Source organism: Streptomyces sp. NPDC059861 (assembly GCF_042731435.1).
GTDB lineage: Bacteria > Actinomycetota > Actinomycetes > Streptomycetales > Streptomycetaceae > Streptomyces.
This window is the reverse complement of sequence record NZ_JBHWJQ010000025.1, coordinates 41,288-64,329: the sequence shown is the minus strand read 5'-3', so window position 1 is coordinate 64,329 and position 23,042 is coordinate 41,288. Positions and strand designations below refer to the sequence as shown.

Below are 23,042 nucleotides of genomic sequence, written 5' to 3'. Positions count from 1 at the left end.
CCGCATGGCGGGTGCCGTGCCTCCGCCCCCTCCGCCGCCGCCCCCGGGTGGCGGCTACGGCTTCCCGCCGCCGCCCGGCGGCCCCGGCCCGTCCGGCGGGCCGAACGCCGGCCGGCCCGGCGCGCCCTCCGAGCTGTGCCCGCAGTGCCGCACGCCCCGCGAGGGCGGTGCGCCGTTCTGCGAGGAGTGCCGGTGGAACTTCCTGACCAACACCGCGACCTCGTACACCCCGGCGGCGCCGCGCCCGTCGGCCCCGCAGTTCCAGCGGCCGTCCGGTCCGCCGCCGTCGTTCGGCGGCGGTGACTCGTACGAGTACCAGAGCTCGCGTCCGTCGCAGATGAACCGCCCGGCCGAGCCGATCCCGCCGGGACCGCCGTTCGGCGCCGAGCCCGGGGGACCCACGGGGGCTTCCGGGCCCGGTGGGTTCGGCGGGGAGCGGCCGGGTCCTTCGGGCCCGCCCGGATTCGGCGGCGAGCGGCCCGGTGGCCCGAGCCCTTCCGGCCCACCGGCTTTCGGCGAGCAGCCCGGCGGCCCCGGTCCTTCCGGCCCGCCGGCCTTCGGCGAGCAGCCCGGCGGGCCTGGTCCCTCTGGCCCGCCGGCCTTCGGCGAGCGCCCCGGCGGGCCTGGTCCCTCCGGCCCGCCGCCCTTCGGCGAGCAGCCCGGCGGGCCTGGTCCCTCCGGCCCGCCGGCCTTCGGCGAGCAGCCCGGCGGGCCTGGTCCCTCTGGCCCGCCGGCCTTCGGCGAGCGCCCCGGCGGGCCTGGTCCCTCTGGCCCGCCGCCCTTCGGCGAGCGCCCCGGCGGGCCTGGTCCCTCCGGCCCGCCGCCCTTCGGCGAGCAGCCCGGCGGGCCTGGTCCCTCCGGCCCGCCGCCCTTCGGCGAGCAGCCCGGCGGCCGTGGCCCTTCCGGCCCACCGGCCTTCGGCGAGCGCCCCGGCGGGCCTGGTCCCTCCGGCCCGCCGGCCTTCGGCGAGCAGCCCGGCGGCCGTGGCCCTTCCGGCCCTTCGGCATTCGGCGAGCGCCCTGGGGGCCCCGGTCCTTCCGGCCCGTCGGCCTTCGGTGAGGCGCCCGGCGGGGCCGGTCCTTCCGGCCCTTCGTCCTTCGGCGAGCAGCCCGGCGGCCCCGGCCCCTCGGGGTTCGGTGAGCGCCCCGGCCCTCCCGGCTTCGGTGGTGACCCGTCGCGGCCGGTTCCTCCGCCGCCCGGTCCGACGCCGAACGGTCCCGGCGGCCCGGGTGGTCCCGGCGGCCCGGGCGGCCCCGGTACGCCCCCGGGCGCCCCGCAGGCCTTCCACCGGTCCGGCCCGCCCGCCCCGCCCGCGTACCCGCAGGAGACGGGCCGGCCGCAGCAGGGTGGCCCGTCCTTCGGCGGCGGTGACGACGACTGGGTGCTCTCCCCGCCGTCCACCGGCCCCGGCGGTCCGGGTCAGCCCGGTGGCCCCGGTCAGCAGGGCGGCTACGGCTACCCGCACCCCGGCGCCCAGTCCGGTCCCCCGCCCGGTCCCCCGCAGCGGCCCGCGACCTGGACGGCGACCATCGGTCCGGACCGTGAGTACTTCATGGCGATGATGCACCGCTCCGGCCCCGAGGCGGCGGGCCTGAACCTGCCCGCGTACTCCCCGGAGCAGCAGCGCACGCTCACCGGCAACCAGGTCACCATCGGGCGCCGCCGGCACTCCACCGGCGACACCCCCGACATCGATCTGGCGGTGCCGCCGGAGGACCCGGGCGTCTCGCACCAGCACGCGGTACTGGTGCAGCAGCCGGACGGCAGCTGGGCGATCGTCGACCAGAACTCGACGAACGGCACGACGGTGAACGGCTCGGAGGACCCGATCCAGCCCTTCGTGCCGGTGCAGCTGCAGGACGGCGACCGCGTGCACGTGGGCGCCTGGACGACGATCACGGTCCGCCGCGGCTGAGTCAGCCGGGCGGGACGGCGGTTCAGGCCGGGAGGGGCCAGACGTACGGCCCCTCCGGCTCGTCCAGCCACGCCCACTCACGTCCGCCGCCGACGGTGATGCCGTACCGCTCCCGGCCGGGCCGCCCCTCGCGCTCCCACAGCGCGTACGCGTCCCGCGGATCGAGGCTCCCCCGGGTGAGGGCGAGCAGGAACCGGAACAGCTCGTGCTCCCGTCCACGGCGCGGCACCGCCCCGGGCGGCACCGGCTCCTGCTCGGGCCGACCGGCGCCGCGCAGCGGGACGAAGAACGCGGGCGTCTTCAGGAAGTGCCCCTCGGCGTACCCGGCGTCGCGCACGGTCAGCACGATCAGGCCGGTGGCGAGCGGTGTCAGGATCCGGCCGCCGGGACGGCACTGGGCGAGCCAGGCGGGCGGGATCGACGCCAGGGTGCAGGTCGCGATGATCCGGTCGAAGGGGGCGCGCTCGGGCACCCCGCGCGCCCCGTCACCGGTGACGACCACCGGGCGGTACCCGGCGGCGTCCAGGTGCCGGCGGGCCGACTCGGTGATCTCCGGCTCCAGATCGACGCTGGTGACGAGGTCGCCGGCGCCGAGCCGGTGCGCGAGCAGCGCCGCGTTGTAGCCGGTGCCCGCGCCGATCTCCAGCACCCGGTCGCCGTCCGCCACCCGCAGCTCGGTCAGCATCAGCGCCATCAGCGAGGGCTGGCTGCTGGACGAGAGCAGCTCCCCGTCCCGCATCCGGGTCGCCAGCGGGGTGTCCTCGTAGGCGCCGCGCACCCAGCGTTCCCGGGCCTGCGGGTCGGGGCTCTCGCCCCAGCGCCGCTCGTAGCCGCCCCGGACGCCCACGTAGTAGTACGGCACGAAGAGGTGCCGGGGGACCGCCGCGAAGGCGTCCCGCCACACCGGGTCCGCGACCCAAGCCCCGCTCGCGTCGATCTCCCGCACCAGCGCGGCCCGCGCCGCGGCGGCGACGGCCTCCAGGTCCTTTTCCAGTGCGTGCGCGCCCATGTGTCCACTGTGCTGCGGTTCACAGTGCGAGGCGAGTACCCGGGCCCGGCGGGTGCCTGGTCCTAAGCCTCAAGTCCTCGTCCTCCGCGTCTGAGACGATGGACGGGTGAATGAGATTCGGCGCGGCACGCTTCAGGAGCAGACCTTCTACGAGCAGGTCGGCGGGGAGGAGACCTTCCGCCGCCTGGTCCACCGTTTCTACGAGGGAGTCGCCCAGGACCCGATCCTGCGGCCGATGTACCCCGAGGAGGACCTCGGCCCCGCCGAGGAGCGTTTCACGCTGTTCCTGATCCAGTACTGGGGCGGCCCGACGACGTACAGCGAGAACCGGGGCCACCCCCGCCTGCGCATGCGTCACGCCCCCTTCGCCGTCGACCGGGCCGCGCACGACGCGTGGCTGAAGCACATGCGGGACGCCGTCGACGAGCTGAGCCTGTCCGAGGAACACGAGCACACGCTGTGGAAGTACCTCACGTACGCGGCGGCCTCGATGGTGAACACGGAGGGCTGAGACGGCCCGCCCCGCGCCGACGGGCGTCAGCGCACGCTGACGCCCAGCATCCCGAGTCCGGCCTGTCGCACGGCGATCGAGCCGTAGGGCGTGCGCAGCCGCAGCCAGGCGCCCGATGAGAAGAGCGCCAGCTCCTCCGTCGCGGTAGCCGGGCGCAGGAATCCCAGGGCCTGGGCGGCGTGCACGGCCCGCACGGGCAGCGGGGTGTTCCCGACGGTCCGGGACCAGATCTCGCGCCCTATCCGGTCGAGTTCGGCCCGGGTACGGCCCTCCGGCGGCAGTTCCTCCGTCCGGGACCGGAATTCGCTCACCACGGCGGCGACCACCGCCCGCAGGTTCTTCGCCGCCGGAAGTCCCCGCTCCGCCCGCCAGCCGCCGCGCGGCGGCAGCACCCCTGCCCACGGGGGCCCGGTGACCGCTCGCGGAACGGCCGCCGTGGCCGCCGTCTCGTCCACGGATTCCAGCAGCTCACCCGCGGACACGGTCACGTCGAGGGTGACGTCCAGCCCGTCCTCGTACGGCTTGGCCAGCCGTACCGCCCGGATCGCCAGCACCTCGAAGGACGGGGGGCGGCCGAAGACGGCGAGTGCGGTGCCCGCGGCCTGCAGGCGTACCGCCGCTCCACGGTCGTAGTGGAGCAGCCGGGAGAGGAAGGCCGCGAGGTCCGCCGCCTCCCCCTCGTCGGCGAGGTGGAGCACCGTCATGCGGCGACGGCCTCCTCCTCGTCATCCGTGTAGCTCTCGAGGAACTCGCGTTCCTCCGCGGTGATCCGGCGCGGCCGCTGCGCCTCGAAGTCGAACGGCACGATCACCGTCGAGGCCCGGACGTAGAGCTGCTCGCCGTCCTTCACCTCGTAGGTGAGGGTGAAGGAGGCGGCCCTGATCTCCGTGACCCACAGCTCGATGTCCACCGGCGCGTGCCGGTGGACGAGCTGCCGCTTGTAGTCGATCTCATGGCGCGCCACCACGGACCCCTGCTTGAACTCCTTGTCCGGGCGGAACAGGAAGTCGATACGGGCTTCCTCCAGGTACCGGAGGAAGACCACGTTGTTGACGTGGCCGTACGCGTCCATGTCCGCCCAGCGCAGTGGGCAGCGGTAGATGTGCCGCAAGAGATCAGCCCCGGGTCAGCTTCTTGTAGGTGGCGCGGTGCGGACGAGCGGCGTCCGGACCCAGTCGCTCGATCTTGTTCTTCTCGTACGACTCGAAGTTGCCCTCGAACCAGAACCACTTGGACTCACCCTCGTAGGCGAGGATGTGCGTCGCGACGCGGTCGAGGAACCACCGGTCGTGGGAGACGACCACGGCACAGCCGGGGAACTCCAGCAGCGCGTTCTCCAGGCTGGAGAGGGTCTCGACGTCGAGGTCGTTGGTCGGCTCGTCGAGGAGCAGCAGGTTGCCGCCCTGCTTGAGGGTGAGCGCGAGGTTGAGGCGGTTGCGCTCACCGCCGGAGAGCACACCGGCCGGCTTCTGCTGGTCCGGACCCTTGAAGCCGAAGGCGGAGACATACGCCCGCGACGGCATCTCGACCTGGCCCACGTTGATGTAGTCCAGCTCATCGCTGACCACGGCCCACAGGGTCTTCTTCGGGTCGATGTTCTCGCGGCTCTGGTCGACGTACGAGATCTTGACGGTGTCGCCGACCTTGATCGTGCCCGAGTCGGGGGCCTCCAGGCCCTGGATCATCTTGAAGAGGGTGGTCTTGCCGGCGCCGTTGGGGCCGATGACGCCGACGATCCCGTTACGCGGCAGCGTGAAGCTGAGGTCGTCGATGAGGACCTTGTCGCCGAAGGCCTTGTTGAGGTTGTTGACCTCGACGACGATGCTGCCGAGCCGCGGGCCCGGCGGGATCTGGATCTCCTCGAAGTCCAGCTTCCGCATCTTCTCCGCCTCGGCGGCCATCTCCTCGTAGCGGGCCAGACGCGCCTTGGACTTGGCCTGCCGCCCCTTGGCGTTGGAGCGGACCCACTCCAGCTCCTCCTTGAGGCGCTTGGCGCGCTTGGCGTCCTTCTGCCCCTCGACCTTCAGACGGGTCTGCTTGGTCTCCAGGTACGTGGAGTAGTTGCCCTCGTACGGGTAGGCGCGGCCGCGGTCGAGTTCGAGGATCCACTCGGCGACGTTGTCCAGGAAGTACCGGTCGTGGGTGATGGCCACGACGGTGCCCGCGTACTTGGCGAGGTGCTGCTCCAGCCAGTTCACGGACTCGGCGTCCAGGTGGTTGGTGGGCTCGTCGAGGAGCAGCAGGTCGGGGGCCTCCAGCAGCAGCTTGCAGAGCGCGACGCGGCGCTTCTCACCACCGGAGAGGTTGGTGACCTGCCAGTCGCCGGGCGGGCAGCCCAGGGCGTCCATGGCCTGCTCCAGCTGGGCGTCGAGGTCCCACGCGTTGGCGTGGTCCAGGTCCTCCTGGAGCTTGCCCATCTCGTCGAGCAGCGCGTCCGAGTAGTCGGTCGCCATCTGCTCGGCGATCTCGTTGAACCGGTCGAGCTTGCCCTTGGTCTCGGCAACGCCCTCCTGGACGTTCTCCAGGACCGTCTTGTCCTCGGTGAGCGTGGGTTCCTGCATCAGGATGCCGACGCTGTAGCCGGGAGAGATGAAGGCGTCACCGTTGGACGGCTGCTCCAGCCCGGCCATGATCTTCAGCACGGTCGACTTACCGGCACCGTTCGGACCGACGACGCCGATCTTCGCCCCCGGCAGGAAGTTCAGGGTGACGTCGTCGAGGATCACCTTGTCGCCGTGCGCTTTGCGCGCCTTGCGCATGGTGTAAATGAACTCAGCCAAGAGAAACCGTCCGGCAGCTTGAATCTGGCAGTGGGCAGATACACCCCATCTTGCCGTACCGCCACCCCTGGGAGGAAACGCGTATACCGGGGGCGCCCTGACCTGGGAGTTCGTGATAGACGGCTTGGACCCGCCTGTCACCGTCGGTCGCTGTCGGTCGGCCTCGGGCACCCTCGCACGGCCCAGAGACGGCCCAGGAGTGATCAGTAGAGGGCAGCTCGCATCGGGTGGGACTCCATCGCCATGTGAACGCTCCCGAAGCGCCGCCTCGGCCCGCCCGCGAAGAGCGAGTGCCTACGAATTGATCGGAATCTCGTAGACGATCTCGCAGTGAGCCGCGGGCACCACGATGTCCGCTGTCTCCAAGGGCCGCCCGTCGTCGCTGTAGTACGTCCGCCGGATGTGCGTGACGAGTGCGGCCTTCTGGATGCCCAGGAGTGAGGCCTCCTCGGCGGTCGCCTGTCGTGGCTCCGGCTGTTCCACGGCATGGCTGACGGTGACGCCGATCGCCGCCATGCGGTTCACGACTCCCGCCCCGGCGTGCGGCCCTCCCTCGGGGAGCACGATGAGTGTGCCGGCGGTGAGGTCGTACGGCTCCCAACTCGTCGACAGCTGCACCGGCCTTCCGTCGGCCAGGAACTCGTACGTCGTCCTGACGCACAGGTCCCCCTCGGCGATGCCCAGCCGGGCTGCGACGTCGGCCGGGGCGGGAACCTTGGCGTCGGTCCGGCTCTCCCAGTCGCCTTGCTTGCCCACAGCCCTCATGTCCGCGCGGAAGGGCGACCCGTCCGGCTGCTCACGAGCCGAAGAGCGGACAACCCGTACCCGCTTCCGGGGCTCGGCCACATACGTACCTGACCCGGCGCGGCCCTCCAGCACACCCTGGGAGATCAGCAGCTCCTGTGCCCGGCGAACCACGTTCTCGCCCACGCCGCACTCCTGACCGATCTGGGCGCGGGAGGGCAGCCGGTCCCCCGGCTCCCACACGTGCTCCGCGATCCGCCGCCGGAGTTCGTCGGCGATGCGGAGGTAGGGCGGCTGCTCAGACATATGGAAAATCTAGTTCACTAGCTCGAATCTAGTTAACTAGATTTACTCAAAGTGATCGCCGGTGACGGAGGCTGCCCTGTGCCCGCTTCGGGAGTTAGCGCGGTAGTCATCGCTGCCCGGCTGTCCGACCTCGGGCTTCCCGCGCGTGTGGAGGAGCACGACCGGTACGTGTCGATCGAAGCGGCAGTGCCGGAGTCGCTCTCCGCCGACTTATGGCGGGAGGTCCTGGAACTGGTGGCCGAGGCCGATCGATTCGGGCTCCTCGCCACAAGCCTGAACGACCGAACCCTCTGGGCGGTCGTACACAAAGCGGTCCCCGCGACGGGCGATGTCGGGGGACCGAGCCATCAGCGATAGGAGCTGATCAGCATGCTCAACCGTATCCGCCGTGCCGTGGCTCTCACCAGAGCGTGGCATCTCCACAAGGGCAGGCACCGCCGCACATTAAGGGCCTCTCGGCCACCACTCGCTCCTGCTTCCTCGCCAGCCGCCGCCGGCGAATCGGCAGTCCCTCTGGCGCAGGCTGTCGACAAGCCGGGACACCGGCACTTACTCAGAGGCGAGGATGTCGCCCTCGTCCGTCCGTACGTGCTGCTGCAAGAGGAGCGCACCCGACGGCACCCCACGATCGTCGTCGCGCCCTACCTGCCAACCGATGCCTGCTCGACTCTCCTGGGGGCCCAGTGACGTCCTCGCGGGGGCAGGCTCTCGGCCCGGACACCTCAGCCGCCTCGTACCGCTCGACTGCCTGCCGGATCGGCACGCACCGGGCCTGCGCGGAGTCCACTCCGGCTTCGGCGCCGGTCGACCTCCCCTTGATCTACGAGGCCTGCGGTTGCCTGTGCCACTTGGCATCTGCCCCCTCCCGGCTCGGAGATGACGCGGCGAGGAGTCCGGCTCATAGCGGCACGCCGGCCTCCAGCATCGAGGCCGCCGAGGGGGCACCGCAGGGATGACGACACGGGACGAATTGAGACTGCTCCCTTGGTCGGGGCCGGACGGCAAGCCGTGCTATCTGAGCACCGATGACCACGGCGGCTACGTGTCCCGCCTGGCGGACCATATCGAGGCCTTCCAACTCGGGATGGCAGCACAACTCGTGGAGCACGCGCGTCAGGTACTCGATGACGAGACCGACGGCCTGGAGGAGTTGCACCTACTCGCTACCAAACTGACCAGCACTTTGCGGGACGTGCTGCGGGTAGCGGCCAGTCGCGGACGCCGACCGGTGGCACCTGGGCATCCCTGACGGGACTGAGCGGCAGCCTCCCCTAGCACTGCAGGGAGCCTCGAAGACGGTCCGAGGCTCCCTGCTCTCGTCCGGCATGCGCTGGGGGTACGCCCGCGGTACCGACGTTGATCCTCGGGCGGCACCACCGACATCCTCACAGTCAGCCGTAGATGTCGGAAGCGTTCTTGATCCGTAGCTCTATCTAGATCGGTCAGCGACAGCCCTACCGGCCGCTTCGAGGCCCCAGAGGGACGCTACCGGTCGGCGTCGGTCGTTGTGGTTGCGGTACTGCGTTGCTGTACCGGGCGCCGCCGCTGTTCAAGCCACTCGACGTGAAGCACTCCGGGATCGGTGGAGGCTCTATGCGTTGACTGCAGCCGCCGGTTGGGGCTGGTGTTGAGCGTAATGGTTGGTCTCGTGTTCGTGGGGCGGGAGGTCCCCGGTGGCGGTATGGAGGCGCTGGTTGCTGTGTCGCCGGTGCCCGGCGCCGACTTGGACTCCCGGGTCAGGGCTGCTTCTTCTTGCGGACCAGGACCAGTGCCGCCCCGCCGGTCACCACCAGGCCGATGGCCACGCCCGCGATCGCCGGAGTCGTGTCGGAGCTGCCGGTGGCGGCGAGGTTGACGTCGGCGGAGGTGCTGCCGATCGTCGCCGGGCTCGGCTGGGTGAGGATCTGGGTCGACTCGCCCGCCTCGGAGACCTCGTCGGCCTGGGTGCGGCAGCCCAGGACGCCGGTGAAGCGCTTCTCGTAGCCGCCGGGCCCGGTGATCGTGAAGTCGTAGGCCTGGTCCTCCTGGAGGGGGACGGTCACCGTACGCGTCTCACCGGGCGCGATCGTGTACTCGGCGCCCATCAGCTCGAAGGTGAACGCCTCGTCGCCCTCGTTGATCGCAGCGATGTCCACGCCGCCCTCGGCGCAGTTCTCGGTCGCGGACAGTGCGGGTACCGCGCCCTTCTCCGCCCAGTTCGCACCCGCCGTCGCCGTCACCGTCGACTCGCTGGAGCCGGCCAGGATCTGCGTCTGGCTTCTGGTCTCGGAGGCGAAGGCGCGGCCGACCGGCACGGTGGTCGACGCCTGCACGGTCAGCTCGGCCGAGCCGTCCGCGGTGTCCTCCGGCACGAGGAAGAACAGCTCGCTGCCGTCCTTCGCGGTGGCGGCGTCCTTGCCGTCCTTGCCGACGATCCGCACGCCCCTCGCCGCGGCGTCGGCCGGCGGGGTCACCGTCACGCTCTCCGCGTTGGTGTGCACGGTCACCGGGCCGAGCAGTCCACCGGGATGGCCGGAGAGGGCGGGCGGGTCGAGAGTCAGCGACGCCGGGGGTTCCGCCACGTCACGGGCGCTCTTCTCCAGGAAGTCCGCGAGCTTCTCGGCCTCCGGGTCGACGGCGTCGACGTCCACCCCGTCCGAGTACCGCCAGATGGCCACCTGCGTCCCGGCCGCCGCGTCCTGCTCGCTCAGAGCGCCCCGCACGCCCGCCTTCTTCGCCAGCGAGGCCAGGTCGTTCACCTGCGGGTAGGAGTTCTGCAGGATCCAGCGGATGCGGCCGGCGTCGTCGTTGGCGCCCAGGGAGGTGCCGCTCCAGGGCGTCTCGTGGTACTCGGCGTCCTTCTGCGTGGGGTTGTGGATGTCCACGCAGTACGTCTGCAGCATGCCGCCGCCCTCGACGGACATCTCGAACAGGCCGGCCGAGATGTCGAGGTCGCCCTCGTCGGAGTGCACTCTCGCCGCGCCGTACGTCTTCAGGCCGCCTATGGTCGCGGTCGCTCCGCCCTGGGGCTGGGCGGGCGCGGTGTCGGCGGCGGCGGGGCCGGCCGTCACCAGGGCACCGCCGACAGCGAGTCCGGACGCCAGCGTCACAGCGGCGAGGCGGGCTCCGCCTCGCCGGCACACGGACAGTGCGGAGAACGAAGAAAACACAGAATTCCCCTTCGAGCAGGACCCGTTGACGTGGGGGTACGGTCCCACCAGCAGAATCTCAAGCCACAAGAGCCATGTTCGGCATCCTAGGGATGCGGGCGCACCAGGCTTCCCGGTGATCCCGTCGGACCACGGATCCGAATCGCAATCGTTATCGCCCAGCCTCTTTGCGAACAGGGCTTATCGACAAATCCACCGAGGTCGCCCCGGTGCACGTTCGCCGATAAGCCGCAGTTCGGACTACCGTGGTTCCAACAGCCACAGTGCGGACAACCATGCGACGGCCAGCCGTAGTTCGGGCAGTCCCACGGAGTGTCACGCCGGGGGTACCACGCCAGGGGCGTCGCACCACCGGCGTCACGTCACCGCCGCGACCTCCGGCTGCCGTGGGGACTCCGTATCCGCCGTGCCCTCCTCGGGCTCCCCGCCGACGGGCGTCTCCCACACCGGCTCGGGCAGCTGCGGTGAACCGGTGCCCGCCGCCTCACCCTTGACACTCCCCCGCCGGAACGCCGAGGTGCCCCGCGCCAGATCGTGGCCGATCGCCACGGCGTCGATGTCGGCCGAGGTCCAGCTCTGCCCCTCGCGCACATCCGTCCGCACCTTCAGCCGGCCCTGCACCACGACCGGATCGCCCACGCCCAAAGAGGCCGCCGCGTTGGTGGCGAGCTGCCGGTTGGCCCACACCGTGAAGAAGTTGGTGTGGCCGTCCGTCCACGCGTTCTTCTCCCGGTCCCAGTACCGGGCCGTCACCGCCAGCCGGAACCGTGCCGACGGCCCCGCGGCCAGCTCCCGGTAGACCGGCTGCGTCGCCACATTCCCGACCGCACACACCATGGTCTCGTTCATCCTCGTCGTATCCCTCCCCCGCCCGGCCGCTCGCACCGGGCGGACACGCGTACGGGCCCGTCCCGTACGGCTGCGTCTGCCGGCGGCGGCCGTTCTCATCCGCGTGCCGCCACCGTCGCGGCGACCGCTTCCGTCGCGATCGCCGCGAAGCCAGACTGCCTCCGTCGAGCCGAGCCCGCTGAGAGCTGTGGACGACCCCCGAGCCTGTGGAAAACTCCGCAACCCGTTCGAGGGACACCCTGCGGGGCGCGCCCTATCTCACCCCCGCCCCAGCCCCCATGACCCGCGCGTACTGCTCCCGCACCTCCCGGTACCGCAGCAGTTCGGCGGCCACCGGATCCAGCACCCGTGCCCGCCCGCACCCGGCCGCCGCCTCCCGTAGTCGCCGCTCCGCCTCCTGCCCGTACCGCCGGGACGGCCCCCGAGCGGCCAGTTTGCAGCTCCACTCCACGAGCGGGCCGCCGATGATCCCGGACAGCATCAGCAGCACCGGCACCCCGAGGTTCGGCGCCATGACCCCGACGATCTGCCCCACCAGCCACAGCCCGCCCACGATCTGGACGATCGTCATGGCCGCCTGCACCAGCACGGCCGCCGGCCACCAGCCCGGCCGGGGCGGCCGCCCCGGCGGCAATCCGGCCCGCGCCGCCAGCACGTCCAGCGCCTCGGGCAACCCCTGGGACCCGCGCGTGGCGGCCTCCCGCACGGCCTGCGCCCAAGGCGCGGGCAGCCCGGCCGACGCCTGGTCGGCCACCGTACGCACCGCCTGCTCCACCCGCTGCCGCGCGGTGGCCTGCTCGTCGGCCTGTGAGCGCAAGGGCAGTCGTCCCGTCGGAAGTTCGGTCCGGTCCTGGAGCCACCGCCACAGCCGCAGCCAAGGCGTCCCGCAAGCGCGGTTGGCATTGCGCAGCCAGGCCCGTTCGGCCGCCTCGCCGGCGGCGGTGGCGCCCACGGCGTCCGCCAGCCGTGCCGAGAACTCGTCGCGCGCCTGCTCACTGAGCCCCGTTCGCCGCCGGGTGGCGTAGACAGGCCGCAGCCGCGCCGCGGCGGCATCGAGATCGGCGGAGATACGCCGTGCCGCGGCCCCCCTCTCGGTCACGAACTGTCCGAGAACCTCACGGAGTTCCCCGATGCCCTCGCCGGTGAGCGCCGACAGCGCGAGTACGGCCGCGCCCGGTTCGTCGAACTCCCCCAGGGCGATCCCGTCCTCGTCCAGCAGTCGCCGCAGATCGTCGAGTACCTGGTCGGCCGCCTCCCCGGGAAGCCGATCGACCTGGTTGAGGACCACGAACATGACCTCCGCGTGCCCGGCCATGGGCCGCAGATAGCGCTCGTGGAGGACGGCGTCGGCGTACTTCTCCGGATCCACCACCCAGATGACCGCGTCCACGAGGTCCAGCAGCCGCTCGGCCTGTTCGCGGTGCTGTACGGCCGCGGAGTCGAGGTCGGGCAGGTCCACCAGGACCAGTCCGCGCAACTGCTCCTCCGCCTCAGGGCTCTGCAACGGGCGCCGGCGCAGCCGCCCCGGGATGCCGAGCCGGTCGATGAGGGTCGCCGCGCCGTCACTCCAACTGCACGCGATGGGCGCGGCCGTCGTGGGCCGGCGTACGCCGGTCTCCGAGATGGCCACCCCGGCGAGCGCGTTGAACAACTGAGACTTGCCGCTGCCGCTCGCGCCCGCGATGGCGACGACGGTGTGCTGCCCGGAGAGCTTGCGTCGCGCGGCGGCCTCGTCCAGCACCCGGCCCGCCTCGGCGAGCGTCCTGCTGTCGAGCCGGGTGCGCGACAGCCCCACCAGCTCACGCATGGCGTCCAGCCGCGACCGCAACGGACCGTCGTACGCCAGCGGCGCCATGCTCTGTGCCCCGCTCGGCCGGGTCTGCACGACGGCGGCCTGCTCACCGCCGGACCCCTCGGTCACCCGGCGCGCGATCAGCCCGTCGTCCCAGGCGCCTTCGGACTCCCTGCGACGGGAGGGGACTTCGCGGCGGGTGGTGTCGCTGCGGCTCGGGGTGCCGACGTGGACGGGTGGGCCGGAGCGGCCCGTGGTGCTGTCGCGGCGAGCGTCGGCCCGACCGGCGGTGTCATCGCGGCGCAGGATGCCGGAACGGCCCTTGGTGTCGTCGCGCCGGAGGATGCCGCCACGACCCTTGGTGTCGCCGCGGCCTGGGGTGCCGGTACGGCCCTTGGTGTCGTCACGTCTCGAGGCGTCGTCACGCTCCTTGGTGTCGACACGACCCTTGGTGTCGCTGCGGCCCTTGGTGTCGCCGCGGCCGAGGAGGCCCGTACGACCCTTGGTGTCGTCGCGGTGGGAGGCGTCGGCCCGGCGCGTGGTGCCGCGGTCGCGACGAGTGCCGTCCTCGCGACGAGAGCCGTCCTCCTGGTGGGAGTCGTCGTCGCGGCGGGAGTGGTCCTTTACGCGCGCGTGCTCCTCCGATGCGGCATCCCGCTGCTCCCCCGTCCCGGGCTCCCCTGCCTTGCGCAGTACCTTCCAGGGCCGCCTGAAGGCACCGCTTGCCCAATCCGCCCTCCAAGAGGAGTCCTTTGGGGCGGCGGAGTCGTCCTTTTCCGAGTCCCCGGCCTCCGGGGAACCCTTTGAACCGTTTCCGGAATCGACGCTCTCCTCCGAGGGGCCCTTTTCGGAATCGTCCTCGTTGAGGGAGCTCTTTCCGTAAGGCCCCCCAATGGACCCCTTTTCGGAATCATCCTCCACAGGGTCCCGGTCGGCGGCTTCAGGCTCCTCAAGGGCGGCAGAGTCCTGGGGGTCGGGGTCAGCCGGCACGCGCCCCTCAGAGGCGCGGCCCTCCGGTTCAGGGCTCTCAGACCCCTCAGGGGCACGGCTTTCCGACATACGGCCCTGGGCAGCATCCCCCTCAGGGGTACGACCGTCATAGCCAGGACGCCCGGAATCACCAGTCTCGGCGCGCTTCACCGACCACCCGTCCGGCCAACCCTCCATGCGGCCGTCCTCGCGTTCCTCCGTGGCGCCCACCCCCTCCGCCCCCTCTGCCCCTACCGAGCCGTCGCGCCCACCGGACCCTTCGGATCCCTGGGACCGCTCCGACCCCTCAAACCTCTCTGTCCCTTTCACCTGCTCCGCCCCCTCCGGCTCCTTCGCACCCTCAGGCTCCTCCGACGCTTCCGGCTCCTCCGGCACGTCGGGCTTCTCCGACCCGTCCGGCTTCGCTGACCCGCCCGGCCTCGCCGACCCGGTCAGCCCCTCCGCCCCCGCCCGCGCTTCCGCCTCCTCCGGCCGCCTCTCCGGTTGCTCGGGATCGGCGTGTTCCGTGTGGTCCTGGTCAGTGACAGCAGTCACCGGTCACCTCTCCTTCTGCAGTACGGACAACGCGGCGATCAGTTCCGCCTGCGGTTCGGGATGGACGTCGAGGGCGTCGAGGGGCGCGAGACGGCGCTCGCGTTCGTTCTGCATGACCCGGTCCACGCAGTCGTTGAGCAGCCGCCCGCCCCGGTCACGCAGCCGCAGCGCCCCGTGCGCCCCGAGCCGCTCGGCGAGCCCCTCGCCCGCGGAACGGGCCCGGCGGCCTCCCAGCAGCGCGGTGACGACGAGGACGGCGACCACCTCGGGATCCGGCGCGATGCCGCGGTCGAGGTCGCGGACCTCGTCCTCCGCGTACTCCTCCAGCTCGCGCCGCCACCGCCGTACCGCCATCCCGATACGGTGCTCGGCATTCTCGGTGGACGCGTCCCGGTCCGAGAGCTCCGGCGCGCTCGCCGCGGGTTCGCGCCGCCAAGCCTCGTCGACGCGCTCGTCGGCGGCGGTGACGGCGCACAGCAGGAGGGCGCCGAGGCTCTCCACGAGGGCGTCCAGAAGCTCGCCGGCCTTGCAGTCGAGCGGAAAGGCCCGCCAGCGCTTCAGTGCGTCCCCGGCGAGCACGGCACCGGACTGCAGGCGCCCTCTTACGCGCGCGTGCTCGCTGTCGTAGGCGAGGTCGACGGCGGAGGTGAGCCGGAGGGCGGCGGCGTACTGGGCGGCTGCCGCACTGGCCAGCTCGGGCATCCGCGACTTGAGCGAGGTGAGGACGCCGTACGCCGTACGGGCCATGGTGTGCTGGCGGGTCCCCGGATCCTGGGCCTGCTGGACGAGCCAGGTGCGCAGCGACGCGACGGCGGTGGCCGGCAGCAGGCCGCCGCCCCAGGCGGACTCGGGCAGCTCGGGCACGGTGAAGCGGGGTACGTCGCCGAGGCCGGCCTTGGTGAGCAGGGCGGCGTACTGCCGGGAGACCTCGGAGACCACCTGGTGGGGGACCCGGTCGAGGACGGTGACCAGGGTGGCGTCGTACTCCTTGGCGGTGCGCAGCAGGTGCCACGGGACCGCGTCGGCGTAACGGGCCGCCGTGGTGACCATGACCCAGATGTCGGCGGCGCAGATGAGTTCGGCGGCGAGGGTCCGGTTGTCGGCGACGAGGGAGTCGATGTCGGGTGCGTCGAGGAGGGCGATGCCCCGGGGCAGGGTCTCGGCCGTCTCGATACGCAGCATGCGTGGGGGTGTGTCGCCGGAGGCCACCGGATCGTCGTCGGACTCACGGTGAGGCACCCACACGCGCGCGAGGTCGGGCAGTACGCGCATGCCGCTGAACCAGTGGTGGTCCTCCGGATGGCAGACCAGTACGGGCGTCCGGGTGGTGGGCCGCAGGACACCGGCCTCGCTCACCCTGCGGCCGACGAGCGAGTTGACGAGCGTCGACTTGCCGGCGCCCGTGGAGCCCCCCACGACGGCCAGCAAAGGCGCTTCAGGCGCTCTCAGGCGGGGCACCAAATAGTCGTCGAGCTGGGCGAGCAGTTCGTCGCGGTTGGCACGCGCGCGCGGGGCGCCCGCCAGGGGAAGCGGAAAGCGTGCGGCGGCGACGCGGTCGCGCAGCGCGGAAAGTGCGTCGAGCAGCTGAGGCCGTACGTCCAAGGTCACCACATGCGAAGAATGCCCAATTTTACGTGATATCTGAAGCATATGGGCATGTCTGCGCGCCGACGGAACACAACGGACGGAAGGGGCGACTGGGACACGGACACAGTCCAGGCATAACGAGTGCACAACACCCGCCTCGCGAGAGGCCAAAAGCGATGCACGATTCGTACCTGCCTGCGATTATCAGGACCGCTTCACCGAACCTCCACATCGAGCCACGGAGGCGAAGCAACAGGGTCAAGGATCGGGGAGCTCTATCCTTGTCCCCGGCGACGTCACGGATCGGCCCACACCCGGGCACCCACGACAGAGGCCACACACCCGGCCCCCGTAGCTCAGTGGATAGAGCAGGCGCCTTCTAAGCGCTTGGCCGCAGGTTCGAGTCCTGCCGGGGGCGCCAGTCTCCGCCCTCCTTCCGGGAGGGCTTTTTTGCTGCTCAGGGCCCGTTTCGCTCGACACGCCGAAGCCCCGGGCGCTCCCTTGCCGATCAAGGGAAGGTCCCGGAGCTGTCCGGCTGTCACCGGGTTTCGCGGGTGGCCGTGTCGCATACGCGCCGAAGTTCCAGGCCGAGAGAGTCGCCGATTCGTGACCAGCACGGCCAAGAGAAGCCGAAGCGTGTCGGTGAGCAGGTGCCGCTTGCGCGGAATCGCCCGCCATCTGATGTCTCTGATGGCGTAGTCGACGAGGTGGCGCACCGCGTCGATCATGCCCGCGGAGTTGAGGAGCCGATGACGGTGTCAAGGGCTCAGGGAGCGTGATCTTGTAGGTGCTCGGAGCAGTGCTGATGAGTCGGCCGTTGCGGGTCCAGTAGCAGAGTTCGCAGTTATGGAGCCACTGGCGCGAGCCTCGCAGATCATGGCCCCGACATCGTGCCGCACCGGGCATTGTCCACGGACTGCCCGACGCGCCGGAAGAGCGTACGGAGCCATGATCATTCGCGCAATAGCAGCTCCCGGCAAAAGTCGCTCCGTGCATTTTTTGCGATTCGGAAGAAAAGTAAAGAGTCCGGTTGCACCGCAGGCCCCTCGGACAAGGCGGCCTCAAACACTTCGTCAGTTAAGGCGATGAATCGTCGAAGCCGACGATTCGAGCTGACTTTCGCGTCCTCGCGCCACCCCGGGCCCCCTTCGCTCCAGTGCCTTCGAGCCACCTCCCCCCTCAACCGCACCTACCGCACAGGCCGCGGCAGAACTCACAGCGAGTGCAAGATCGACCCCATGCGGACCAAACCTCCGCAGACCCTGCCTCGTCATGGAACGGCATGCGCGCGCCTCCACGTCAACGGCGTGCCTCGTGTGAGTCAGTGCCACCACATCACGAAGTGAGCCGTTCATGATCGAGCAAGGACAGGGGCAGAGCTCGGGCAACGCGGAGGATGCGCGACGGCGGCAGGTCGGTGGCGTCGCGTTCCTCGTGGGGCTGGTCGGGGCCCTTGCCTTCTTCGCCTTCTTTCCAGGGTTGCCGCACGTCATCGACTGGGGTGCCGTCCTGGTCTCCCTCGCCGTGGGGGCGGTTGCCCGATGGGGCTGCTTGACGTGGGCGGCACAGAGGGCGCGGAAGAAGGCCGGAGAGGCGTGAGGGCAGGAGGGACAGGCGCCGCACGTCGGCCGACTCCGTCGTCCTCGACGGGGTGAATCGGGCCCGCTGCGCGTTCGACGGCGAAGTGCCTGTTCAAAAAGGGTGATCCGCAGATGATCACCGTTACCCTGCCCGGTCGCCCGCGTTGAACGGAGAGTCGGCGGCACGTCTGCTGCCGCGCTTACCGAGCAACTAAGGAGAACGTGATGTCGCGCATCGCGAAGGCAGCCGGTATGGCTCTCGGCACGGGTGCCATGGTCCTCAGCGGAGCGGGCCTGGCCATGGCGGACGCGGATGCCCTGGGGGCGGCCGCCGACTCGCCCGGCGTGCTGTCGGGCAACGTCGTCCAGGTTCCGGTCAACGTGCCGATCAACCTGTGCGGGAACACGGTCGACGTGATCGGGCTGCTGAACCCGGCCTTCGGCAACGTCTGCGAGAACAACGGTGACAGCAGCACCAAGGACAAGGCCGTCGACGGCTACGGCAGCTGAGACGCCGTACACCAAGGGGCACTGACGAGCGCACCTCACGAGGTGCCGGCCAGTGCCCCCGAGGTGCCTCCCCGTACCTCATGAGCCCCGGCACCCCCGAGCGCCGGGGCTCTGCCCTGTCCGGGCCGGCTCACCCGTACCGGTAGAACCGCCCGTGATCCTCCAGCTGATCCGGCGTCACCCGCCACGGCGGCAGCGGTTGGTGACGTGCCACGACCCGCCCGCGCTGGGCGTCGCCCTGACCGGGCGGAGCGGCAGGCAGGTAGCGGTGGTTGCGGTGCCGCCCCTGCCAGCGTGACCACAGCAGGTCGACGAAGGCGTGGTGCAGCCAGAAGACCGGGTCGTTGACGGAGGCGCCGCCGACCATGACGCCGCCGACCCACCGGTGCACCCGGTTGTGGTTCTTCCACGAGACGCTGCCCCGCCCGGTGCCCCACCCCTCCAGCTTGTTGCGGAAGCCCTTCGTGACGGTGGAGTCCCAGGGCGAGACGTCGTAGACCGGGTCCTTCAGCGCCGACTCCACATCGCTCTTCGTCGGCAACTCGATCGGGTCCCGGGCCCGGCCCAGATCCCGGGTCAGGAACCTCACGTCCGAGACGTTCTCGTTGATCGTCCAGTTGCCCTCGGCGTACGCGAACGGCCCGGTGGTCACCTGCCGGTCCGACCGCCGCCCGTTGCCACCCAGCAGGTCGGGCGTCCAGGGCACCGAGGTGGCCCTGCGGTCACGGGTCCAGTCCCAGTACGGCACCGTCACCGACGGATCCAGCCGCTGCAGCGCCCGCTCCAGCTCCAGCAGGAACTGGCGGTGCCAGGGCAGGAAGGACGGCGCCATGTGGGCCGAGCGCAAGCCCCTCTCGCCGTCGGAGACGTAGTACTCGATGTGCATCCGCACGAACTCGTCGTACTCGCCCCGCCGTTTCAGCCCCAGCAGTGCGTCGACGAACCGCCGCTTCTCACTGGCGGTGAGCGTGCTGACGTCCTTACGCGTGTACGCCATGGTGGTCCCCCTCGGTCAGCCGCAGCCGTCCCGTGACACCCAGCTCGTCGACGGCCGCGCGGGCCGCCTCGCGAGGGGTGGGGTACGAGCAGTAGTGGTCGATCATGCTCAGCCAGGTGCCGTCGGCGCGGCGCATCAGATGCAGCGGCCGGCCGTCCACGGTGACCTGATCCCCACTGCCCCGGATCCGCCGCCCCCGGTACGTCTCGTCGAATGCCACGCCGGTGAGGCCGCTGGGGTCACAGGCCGGCACCGCCAGCACGGCGGCCGACGCCAGCAGCCCCCGTACGACATCCCGCCGCGTCCCCCACCCGAGACCCCGCTCCGCCCCCCGCGCGGCGTACCGCCACAGATCCGGCCCGCCCCCCGCCGCCCCCGGTGTCACGGCCCCGCCACCCTCCGCCGTTCCCGGTTCCACGGCCCCGCCACCCCCCGCCGTTCCCGGTCCAACGACTCCGCCGCCCTCCGCACCCTCCGCCACTCCGCCGCCGACGACCATCGTGTGCTCCTCCTCCGGTTCGGTTGTCGTACCGGAGTAACCGCGCGGCACCCCCGGCGGTCACCGTCAGAGCCCGGACGGAGCAGAGCCCGCACTGAGCAGGGCCCGGACGTCGGCGCCCGGGCCCGGTACGCCCCTACAGCCCGGGGCCCATCACCAGGTTCGCGCCCGGAACCGTCTGCAACGCCGGTGCCAGCACGCCCACCTGGGGCAGCTTCGTCTCGGGCATGCCGAAGTTCTCGCCGTTCGGCGCGGTGAGCGGGGCGTCCACGTCCAGGCCCGGCGCCAAGGTGCGCAGGTCGGAGGCGGGCGCGGAGACGCCCAGGTGGTCGAAGTCGTCACCGAGGGCCCGCGGCACCGGCGCGCGCAGGTCCGCGCCGGGCAGCCCGCCCTTGACCGGCACCTGCGGCAGCACCCGTTCGGGGAGGAAGCGGCCCTCGACGTACCGCGGCCCGTCGGGCACGCCCGGCTTCGGCGTCGGGACCTCAGCGGCGAGCTGAGGAAGTTCCATACCGAGGGCGGTCTCGGCTCCCTCCAGCGGCACGGGAATGGGGACCGCGGCGGCGGGTGACGCTGTGGCGGCACCGGTCGCGGCGGCCGCCACACACGTGAGCACTGCGGCGAGGGTTCCTCGGGTGGTCGACTTCATCTCGGATGCGGTCCCTTTCGGAATGTCGGCGAACTGTGCGTGCGTACCGAGTAACGAGCCGGGAAACACCACCAGCGCACAATTCGCCCGACTGCCGCAGTAGTACGAGGGTCAGCTCGTCCAGAAGTCCCACCATCGCGTCAGAATGAGCATTCCGACGATTCCGAGGTGCAGCACCACCGGCAGCCATGTGTACTCGTCGAAAAACGTCCGCAACCAGCGCGGAACGCGCAGGAATTCCTGGCGCACGGTGTACGACGTCACGTACCAGAAGAGTGGAATGGTCGCCGCCCAGGCCAGCGCGCACCACAGACACAGCGCGTTGATCCGGTACAGGGACTCGAACTGGAGCCAGGACACGAACCCCACACCGAACAGGCAGCCCGCGTCGAACGTCAGCCAGTACCAGCGGGGGAAGACCGCGCCGGCCAGCAGGCTGACGCCGACGCAGATCACGATGGCGTAGGCGACCAGGCCGAGCAACGGGTTGGGGAACCCGAAGGCCGCGGCCTGGTCGCTCTCCATGACGCTGCCGCAGGACACCACCGGGTTCAGGCTGCATCCCGGGGTGAAGTCGGGGTCCTCCAGGAGCTTGAACTTGTCCAGGGTGATGACCCACGAGGCCAGCAGTCCGGCCACTCCCGTGACCACCAGCAGCAGGGCGAACGCCCGGCTCGCGCCGGCGGTCCCGGTCCGGCGCGCGTGCTGCCCGACGCGCGCCATCACTGGCGCAGGCTGCGCGCGGGCAGAAGCAGGTGCACGGAGGCCTGCACGGTCTCCTCGGCGGTGACGAACTCACGCAGCGCGTCGGGCGTGACGGCCTTGCCGACCTGTGCCTCGGACCAGGGGCGGGCGGTGAACAGCAGGTAGGCGTGACCGCGCTTGGCCACGGCCTGCAGCCATGCGGGCTGCACCATGCACTGGGCGTTGAGACGCGGCAAGGTGACGACGGCCTGGCCGGCCACGACGAGCAGGGTGACCGGAAGGCTCGGCCGGGTGCCGCCGTCGATCAGGTCGTCGCCGAGGGGCAGTCCGGCGTCGCTCAGCAGTCTCTCGACGGCGGCGCGCGACGCCTCGGGACCGTCGGGGGCGTCACCCCGGGAGCAGGCGAGGAGGTAGGGCATGTCCTTGCCGTCCTCGACCTTTCCGGTCCACGGCATGATGACGAGCGTGCCCAGGTCGGCGGAGCTGAACGGGCGGGCTTCGCTGGGGGTTGTGGTCACCGCGCGACCATATCCACGGCCCCGTCCGTGCCCGCCGCGATGTCACCCGGGCGGCCCAGGGCCCCCGCGGTGTCCACCCGAACGAGGGATGCGCCCCGGCATCGCGCGAAGGGCCGATTCCGGTGGGGATCGGAATCGGCCCTTTCGGTGAACGGCCCTTTCGGTGAACGGCCCTCTCGGGAGCGCGCCCTGCGGCACCGGGTGGCGTCCCGGCGGATGTCAGCGCCTGACCGGCAGACCACCCAGCAGCCCGCCCTTGTTCAGGGTGGTGGTCGCGTCCTTCACGGTGCTGAGCGCCGAGTCCTTGTTCTCGGTGTCGAGCGCCCGCGACTGGTGCTTCAGCGGCATGACGTCGATGGGTTCCTCGGTGAGCTTGTTCACGGCGCCGTTGAGGCTGGTGGGCATGACGGCGGCCGGGTCGTACGCGGCGAACGCGGGCGCGGCGGCACCCGTGGCGACCAGGGACCCGGCAACGACAGCGGCAGCCTTCAGGGACTTCATCGTGTTCCTTTCGTCGGCGACTGGCGTCGCCGGAGGGAATTCTGACGTCGTGCCCAACGATTCCCGAAAGGCGCGGAAACGGCGTTCCGCTTCCTCATATAACAGTCCGGAGTTCTCAGGAAACGGCCGGTTCCGCCGGCAGGCTCGGCGCGGGCAGCCCGGCGGCGACCAGCGTCTCGGTGAGGATGTCCAACAGGCCGGTGATCACGTCCGTGGCCGCCGGGAGCACCTCGTTCACCGCACCGGAGGTGGCCGCGTCGAGCAGTTCGTCGATCAGCTTCTCCAGCTCGCTGATCGCGTCCTCCGTCACGTCGGCGGACGGCATGTCGATGTCGTCGTCGACAGGCGCCGGCAGGGTCGTCGCGGGAACACTCGTGGCCGGCAGGTTGGTCGCGGGAGTCGTCGGGGTGGCGGGGGTGGCGGGCGCCGACGGGACGGCCGGGGTCGACGGAGCCGCGGGCACCGAGGGAGCGGCCGGGGCCGACGGAGCGGCGGGAGTCGCCTGCGCGCCGGGCGTCGCGGGCGCGGCGGGCGCCGAGGGAAGCGCGGCGGACGGCGACGGCGTGGCCGCCGAAGGCGTCATCACCGGCATTCCCGCCATGACCTCCTCGATCGCCTCCTGCACCGAGACCTCCAGTGCGGACGCCTGGCTCTCCGTCAGCTGACCGCCCTCGGCCGCCAGGACGGTGTCGAGCAGGTCGGTGATCGGCGTGAACGCCGTGTCGAGACCGGCCAGGTAGTCGATCTGGGAAAGCAGTTCGTCCGCGCCGGGGACGGGCGTGGAGGTGCGCGACGGGGCCGAGTCGTGGTCCGCCGCGATGGCGACGGGGGCGGCGATGCCGAGGACGAGGGCGGCGCTGAGCGCGGAGGACGCGAGACGCCGTGCGGGCAGACCACGCATGAGCGTTCCTTTCGAT

The 23,042-nt window shown here is 71.3% G+C and carries 23 protein-coding genes and 1 tRNA gene; 7 read left to right on the top strand and 17 right to left on the bottom strand.

The window, feature by feature from the left end; all coding sequences use genetic code 11:
- Positions 1 to 54 precede the first annotated feature (54 nt).
- Positions 55 to 402: a hypothetical protein gene (locus ACFV6X_RS22185; protein ID WP_385386057.1), complete on the bottom strand. Its 348-nt coding sequence runs from the start codon at positions 400 to 402 to the stop codon at positions 55 to 57.
- Between ACFV6X_RS22185 and ACFV6X_RS22180 the strand changes: the two genes are divergently transcribed.
- The gene (locus tag ACFV6X_RS22180) at positions 338 to 1,915 is read left to right on the top strand and encodes an FHA domain-containing protein (protein ID WP_385386054.1); all 1,578 of its coding nucleotides are present in this window, start codon (positions 338 to 340) and stop codon (positions 1,913 to 1,915) included. The two genes, ACFV6X_RS22185 and ACFV6X_RS22180, sit on opposite strands and share 65 nt — an antisense overlap.
- A gap of 22 nt (positions 1,916 to 1,937) precedes the next feature.
- Here the strand turns inward: ACFV6X_RS22180 and ACFV6X_RS22175 are convergent, their stop codons facing one another.
- A complete protein-coding gene (locus ACFV6X_RS22175; RefSeq protein WP_385385977.1) occupies positions 1,938 to 2,924 on the bottom strand; it encodes a methyltransferase domain-containing protein in 987 nt (328 codons plus the stop codon).
- Positions 2,925 to 3,030: 106 nt separating this feature from the next.
- Here ACFV6X_RS22175 and ACFV6X_RS22170 point away from each other — a divergent pair, with 106 nt between their 5' ends.
- A complete protein-coding gene (locus ACFV6X_RS22170; RefSeq protein ID WP_385385975.1) occupies positions 3,031 to 3,435 on the top strand; it encodes a globin in 405 nt (134 codons plus the stop codon).
- 26 nt (positions 3,436 to 3,461) lie between these two features.
- Here ACFV6X_RS22170 and ACFV6X_RS22165 read toward each other — a convergent pair whose 3' ends face one another.
- The 4 genes from ACFV6X_RS22165 to ACFV6X_RS22150 form a co-directional block, all read right to left on the bottom strand.
- Positions 3,462 to 4,139, bottom strand: a complete 678-nt coding sequence (locus ACFV6X_RS22165) for a hypothetical protein (protein ID WP_385385973.1) — start codon at positions 4,137 to 4,139, stop codon at positions 3,462 to 3,464.
- Positions 4,136 to 4,546, bottom strand: a complete 411-nt coding sequence (locus ACFV6X_RS22160; protein ID WP_385385971.1) for an acyl-CoA thioesterase — start codon at positions 4,544 to 4,546, stop codon at positions 4,136 to 4,138. Before ACFV6X_RS22160 ends, ACFV6X_RS22165 begins: the two co-directional genes overlap by 4 nt.
- Before the next feature lie 4 nt (positions 4,547 to 4,550).
- The gene (gene ettA / locus ACFV6X_RS22155; protein ID WP_385385969.1) at positions 4,551 to 6,215 is read right to left on the bottom strand and encodes an energy-dependent translational throttle protein EttA; all 1,665 of its coding nucleotides are present in this window, start codon (positions 6,213 to 6,215) and stop codon (positions 4,551 to 4,553) included.
- Positions 6,216 to 6,509: 294 nt separating this feature from the next.
- Positions 6,510 to 7,265 (bottom strand): GntR family transcriptional regulator, encoded by a 756-nt coding sequence (locus ACFV6X_RS22150; RefSeq protein WP_385385967.1) that lies wholly within the window; start codon positions 7,263 to 7,265, stop codon positions 6,510 to 6,512.
- Between the two features lie 78 nt (positions 7,266 to 7,343).
- Between ACFV6X_RS22150 and ACFV6X_RS22145 the strand changes: the two genes are divergently transcribed.
- Entirely contained in the window at positions 7,344 to 7,622 is a 279-nt protein-coding gene (locus tag ACFV6X_RS22145; protein WP_385386052.1) for a hypothetical protein, read from the top strand.
- Between the two features lie 595 nt (positions 7,623 to 8,217).
- Entirely contained in the window at positions 8,218 to 8,514 is a 297-nt protein-coding gene (locus ACFV6X_RS22140; protein WP_385385965.1) for a hypothetical protein, read from the top strand.
- A gap of 487 nt (positions 8,515 to 9,001) precedes the next feature.
- Here the strand turns inward: ACFV6X_RS22140 and ACFV6X_RS22135 are convergent, their stop codons facing one another.
- The 4 genes from ACFV6X_RS22135 to ACFV6X_RS22120 form a co-directional block, all read right to left on the bottom strand.
- A complete protein-coding gene (locus tag ACFV6X_RS22135; RefSeq protein ID WP_385385964.1) occupies positions 9,002 to 10,414 on the bottom strand; it encodes a Cys-Gln thioester bond-forming surface protein in 1,413 nt (470 codons plus the stop codon).
- 357 nt (positions 10,415 to 10,771) lie between these two features.
- A complete protein-coding gene (locus ACFV6X_RS22130) occupies positions 10,772 to 11,263 on the bottom strand; it encodes a single-stranded DNA-binding protein (protein WP_385385962.1) in 492 nt (163 codons plus the stop codon).
- Positions 11,264 to 11,516: 253 nt separating this feature from the next.
- Positions 11,517 to 13,976: a GTPase gene (locus ACFV6X_RS22125; protein ID WP_385385960.1), complete on the bottom strand. Its 2,460-nt coding sequence runs from the start codon at positions 13,974 to 13,976 to the stop codon at positions 11,517 to 11,519.
- 606 nt (positions 13,977 to 14,582) lie between these two features.
- Positions 14,583 to 16,190, bottom strand: coding sequence for a dynamin family protein (locus ACFV6X_RS22120; RefSeq protein ID WP_385385958.1), 1,608 nt, complete (start codon positions 16,188 to 16,190; stop codon positions 14,583 to 14,585).
- A 321-nt stretch (positions 16,191 to 16,511) separates the two neighbouring features.
- Between ACFV6X_RS22120 and ACFV6X_RS22115 the strand changes: the two genes are divergently transcribed.
- The 3 genes from ACFV6X_RS22115 (at position 16,512) to ACFV6X_RS22105 (ending at position 18,256) form a co-directional block, all read left to right on the top strand.
- A tRNA-Arg gene (locus ACFV6X_RS22115) sits at positions 16,512 to 16,587 on the top strand.
- 932 nt (positions 16,588 to 17,519) lie between these two features.
- Complete coding sequence (locus ACFV6X_RS22110; RefSeq protein WP_385385956.1) at positions 17,520 to 17,765, top strand: hypothetical protein; 246 nt, start codon at positions 17,520 to 17,522, stop codon at positions 17,763 to 17,765.
- A 206-nt stretch (positions 17,766 to 17,971) separates the two neighbouring features.
- Positions 17,972 to 18,256, top strand: a complete 285-nt coding sequence (locus ACFV6X_RS22105; RefSeq protein WP_385385954.1) for a chaplin — start codon at positions 17,972 to 17,974, stop codon at positions 18,254 to 18,256.
- Between the two features lie 130 nt (positions 18,257 to 18,386).
- On the opposite strand, the gene ACFV6X_RS22100 is transcribed toward ACFV6X_RS22105, so the two are convergent.
- The 7 genes from ACFV6X_RS22100 to ACFV6X_RS22070 all read right to left on the bottom strand — a co-directional run bounded on the left by ACFV6X_RS22100 (position 18,387) and on the right by ACFV6X_RS22070 (position 23,026).
- A complete protein-coding gene (locus ACFV6X_RS22100; protein WP_385385952.1) occupies positions 18,387 to 19,253 on the bottom strand; it encodes a tyrosinase family protein in 867 nt (288 codons plus the stop codon).
- The gene (locus ACFV6X_RS22095) at positions 19,237 to 19,671 is read right to left on the bottom strand and encodes a tyrosinase family oxidase copper chaperone (RefSeq protein ID WP_385385951.1); all 435 of its coding nucleotides are present in this window, start codon (positions 19,669 to 19,671) and stop codon (positions 19,237 to 19,239) included. The genes ACFV6X_RS22100 and ACFV6X_RS22095 overlap by 17 nt, the downstream gene beginning before the upstream one ends.
- A gap of 217 nt (positions 19,672 to 19,888) precedes the next feature.
- The gene (locus tag ACFV6X_RS22090; RefSeq protein ID WP_385385949.1) at positions 19,889 to 20,401 is read right to left on the bottom strand and encodes a hypothetical protein; all 513 of its coding nucleotides are present in this window, start codon (positions 20,399 to 20,401) and stop codon (positions 19,889 to 19,891) included.
- A gap of 111 nt (positions 20,402 to 20,512) precedes the next feature.
- Positions 20,513 to 21,124, bottom strand: coding sequence for a vitamin K epoxide reductase family protein (locus ACFV6X_RS22085; protein ID WP_385385948.1), 612 nt, complete (start codon positions 21,122 to 21,124; stop codon positions 20,513 to 20,515).
- On the bottom strand, positions 21,124 to 21,624 hold the full coding sequence (locus ACFV6X_RS22080; RefSeq protein ID WP_385385947.1) for a DUF5949 family protein: 501 nt from the start codon (positions 21,622 to 21,624) through the stop codon (positions 21,124 to 21,126). Before ACFV6X_RS22080 ends, ACFV6X_RS22085 begins: the two co-directional genes overlap by 1 nt.
- Positions 21,625 to 21,843: 219 nt before the next feature.
- The gene (locus ACFV6X_RS22075) at positions 21,844 to 22,125 is read right to left on the bottom strand and encodes a hypothetical protein (RefSeq protein WP_385385945.1); all 282 of its coding nucleotides are present in this window, start codon (positions 22,123 to 22,125) and stop codon (positions 21,844 to 21,846) included.
- A 115-nt stretch (positions 22,126 to 22,240) separates the two neighbouring features.
- A complete protein-coding gene (locus tag ACFV6X_RS22070) occupies positions 22,241 to 23,026 on the bottom strand; it encodes a hypothetical protein (protein ID WP_385385943.1) in 786 nt (261 codons plus the stop codon).
- Positions 23,027 to 23,042: the final 16 nt, after the last annotated feature.

Coding starts and splice junctions, on each gene's coding strand:
- ACFV6X_RS22105 (WP_385385954.1), top strand. CDS start 17,972: ATGTCGCGCATCGCGAAGGCAGCCGGTATGGCTCTCGGCACGGGTGCC.
- ACFV6X_RS22150 (WP_385385967.1), bottom strand. CDS start 7,265: ATGTCTGAGCAGCCGCCCTACCTCCGCATCGCCGACGAACTCCGGCGG.
- ACFV6X_RS22140 (WP_385385965.1), top strand. CDS start 8,218: ATGACGACACGGGACGAATTGAGACTGCTCCCTTGGTCGGGGCCGGAC.
- ACFV6X_RS22100 (WP_385385952.1), bottom strand. CDS start 19,253: ATGGCGTACACGCGTAAGGACGTCAGCACGCTCACCGCCAGTGAGAAG.
- ACFV6X_RS22165 (WP_385385973.1), bottom strand. CDS start 4,139: ATGACGGTGCTCCACCTCGCCGACGAGGGGGAGGCGGCGGACCTCGCG.
- ACFV6X_RS22180 (WP_385386054.1), top strand. CDS start 338: ATGAACCGCCCGGCCGAGCCGATCCCGCCGGGACCGCCGTTCGGCGCC.
- ACFV6X_RS22085 (WP_385385948.1), bottom strand. CDS start 21,124: ATGGCGCGCGTCGGGCAGCACGCGCGCCGGACCGGGACCGCCGGCGCG.
- ACFV6X_RS22175 (WP_385385977.1), bottom strand. CDS start 2,924: ATGGGCGCGCACGCACTGGAAAAGGACCTGGAGGCCGTCGCCGCCGCG.
- ACFV6X_RS22090 (WP_385385949.1), bottom strand. CDS start 20,401: ATGAAGTCGACCACCCGAGGAACCCTCGCCGCAGTGCTCACGTGTGTG.
- ACFV6X_RS22070 (WP_385385943.1), bottom strand. CDS start 23,026: ATGCGTGGTCTGCCCGCACGGCGTCTCGCGTCCTCCGCGCTCAGCGCC.
- ACFV6X_RS22110 (WP_385385956.1), top strand. CDS start 17,520: ATGATCGAGCAAGGACAGGGGCAGAGCTCGGGCAACGCGGAGGATGCG.
- ACFV6X_RS22130 (WP_385385962.1), bottom strand. CDS start 11,263: ATGAACGAGACCATGGTGTGTGCGGTCGGGAATGTGGCGACGCAGCCG.
- ACFV6X_RS22075 (WP_385385945.1), bottom strand. CDS start 22,125: ATGAAGTCCCTGAAGGCTGCCGCTGTCGTTGCCGGGTCCCTGGTCGCC.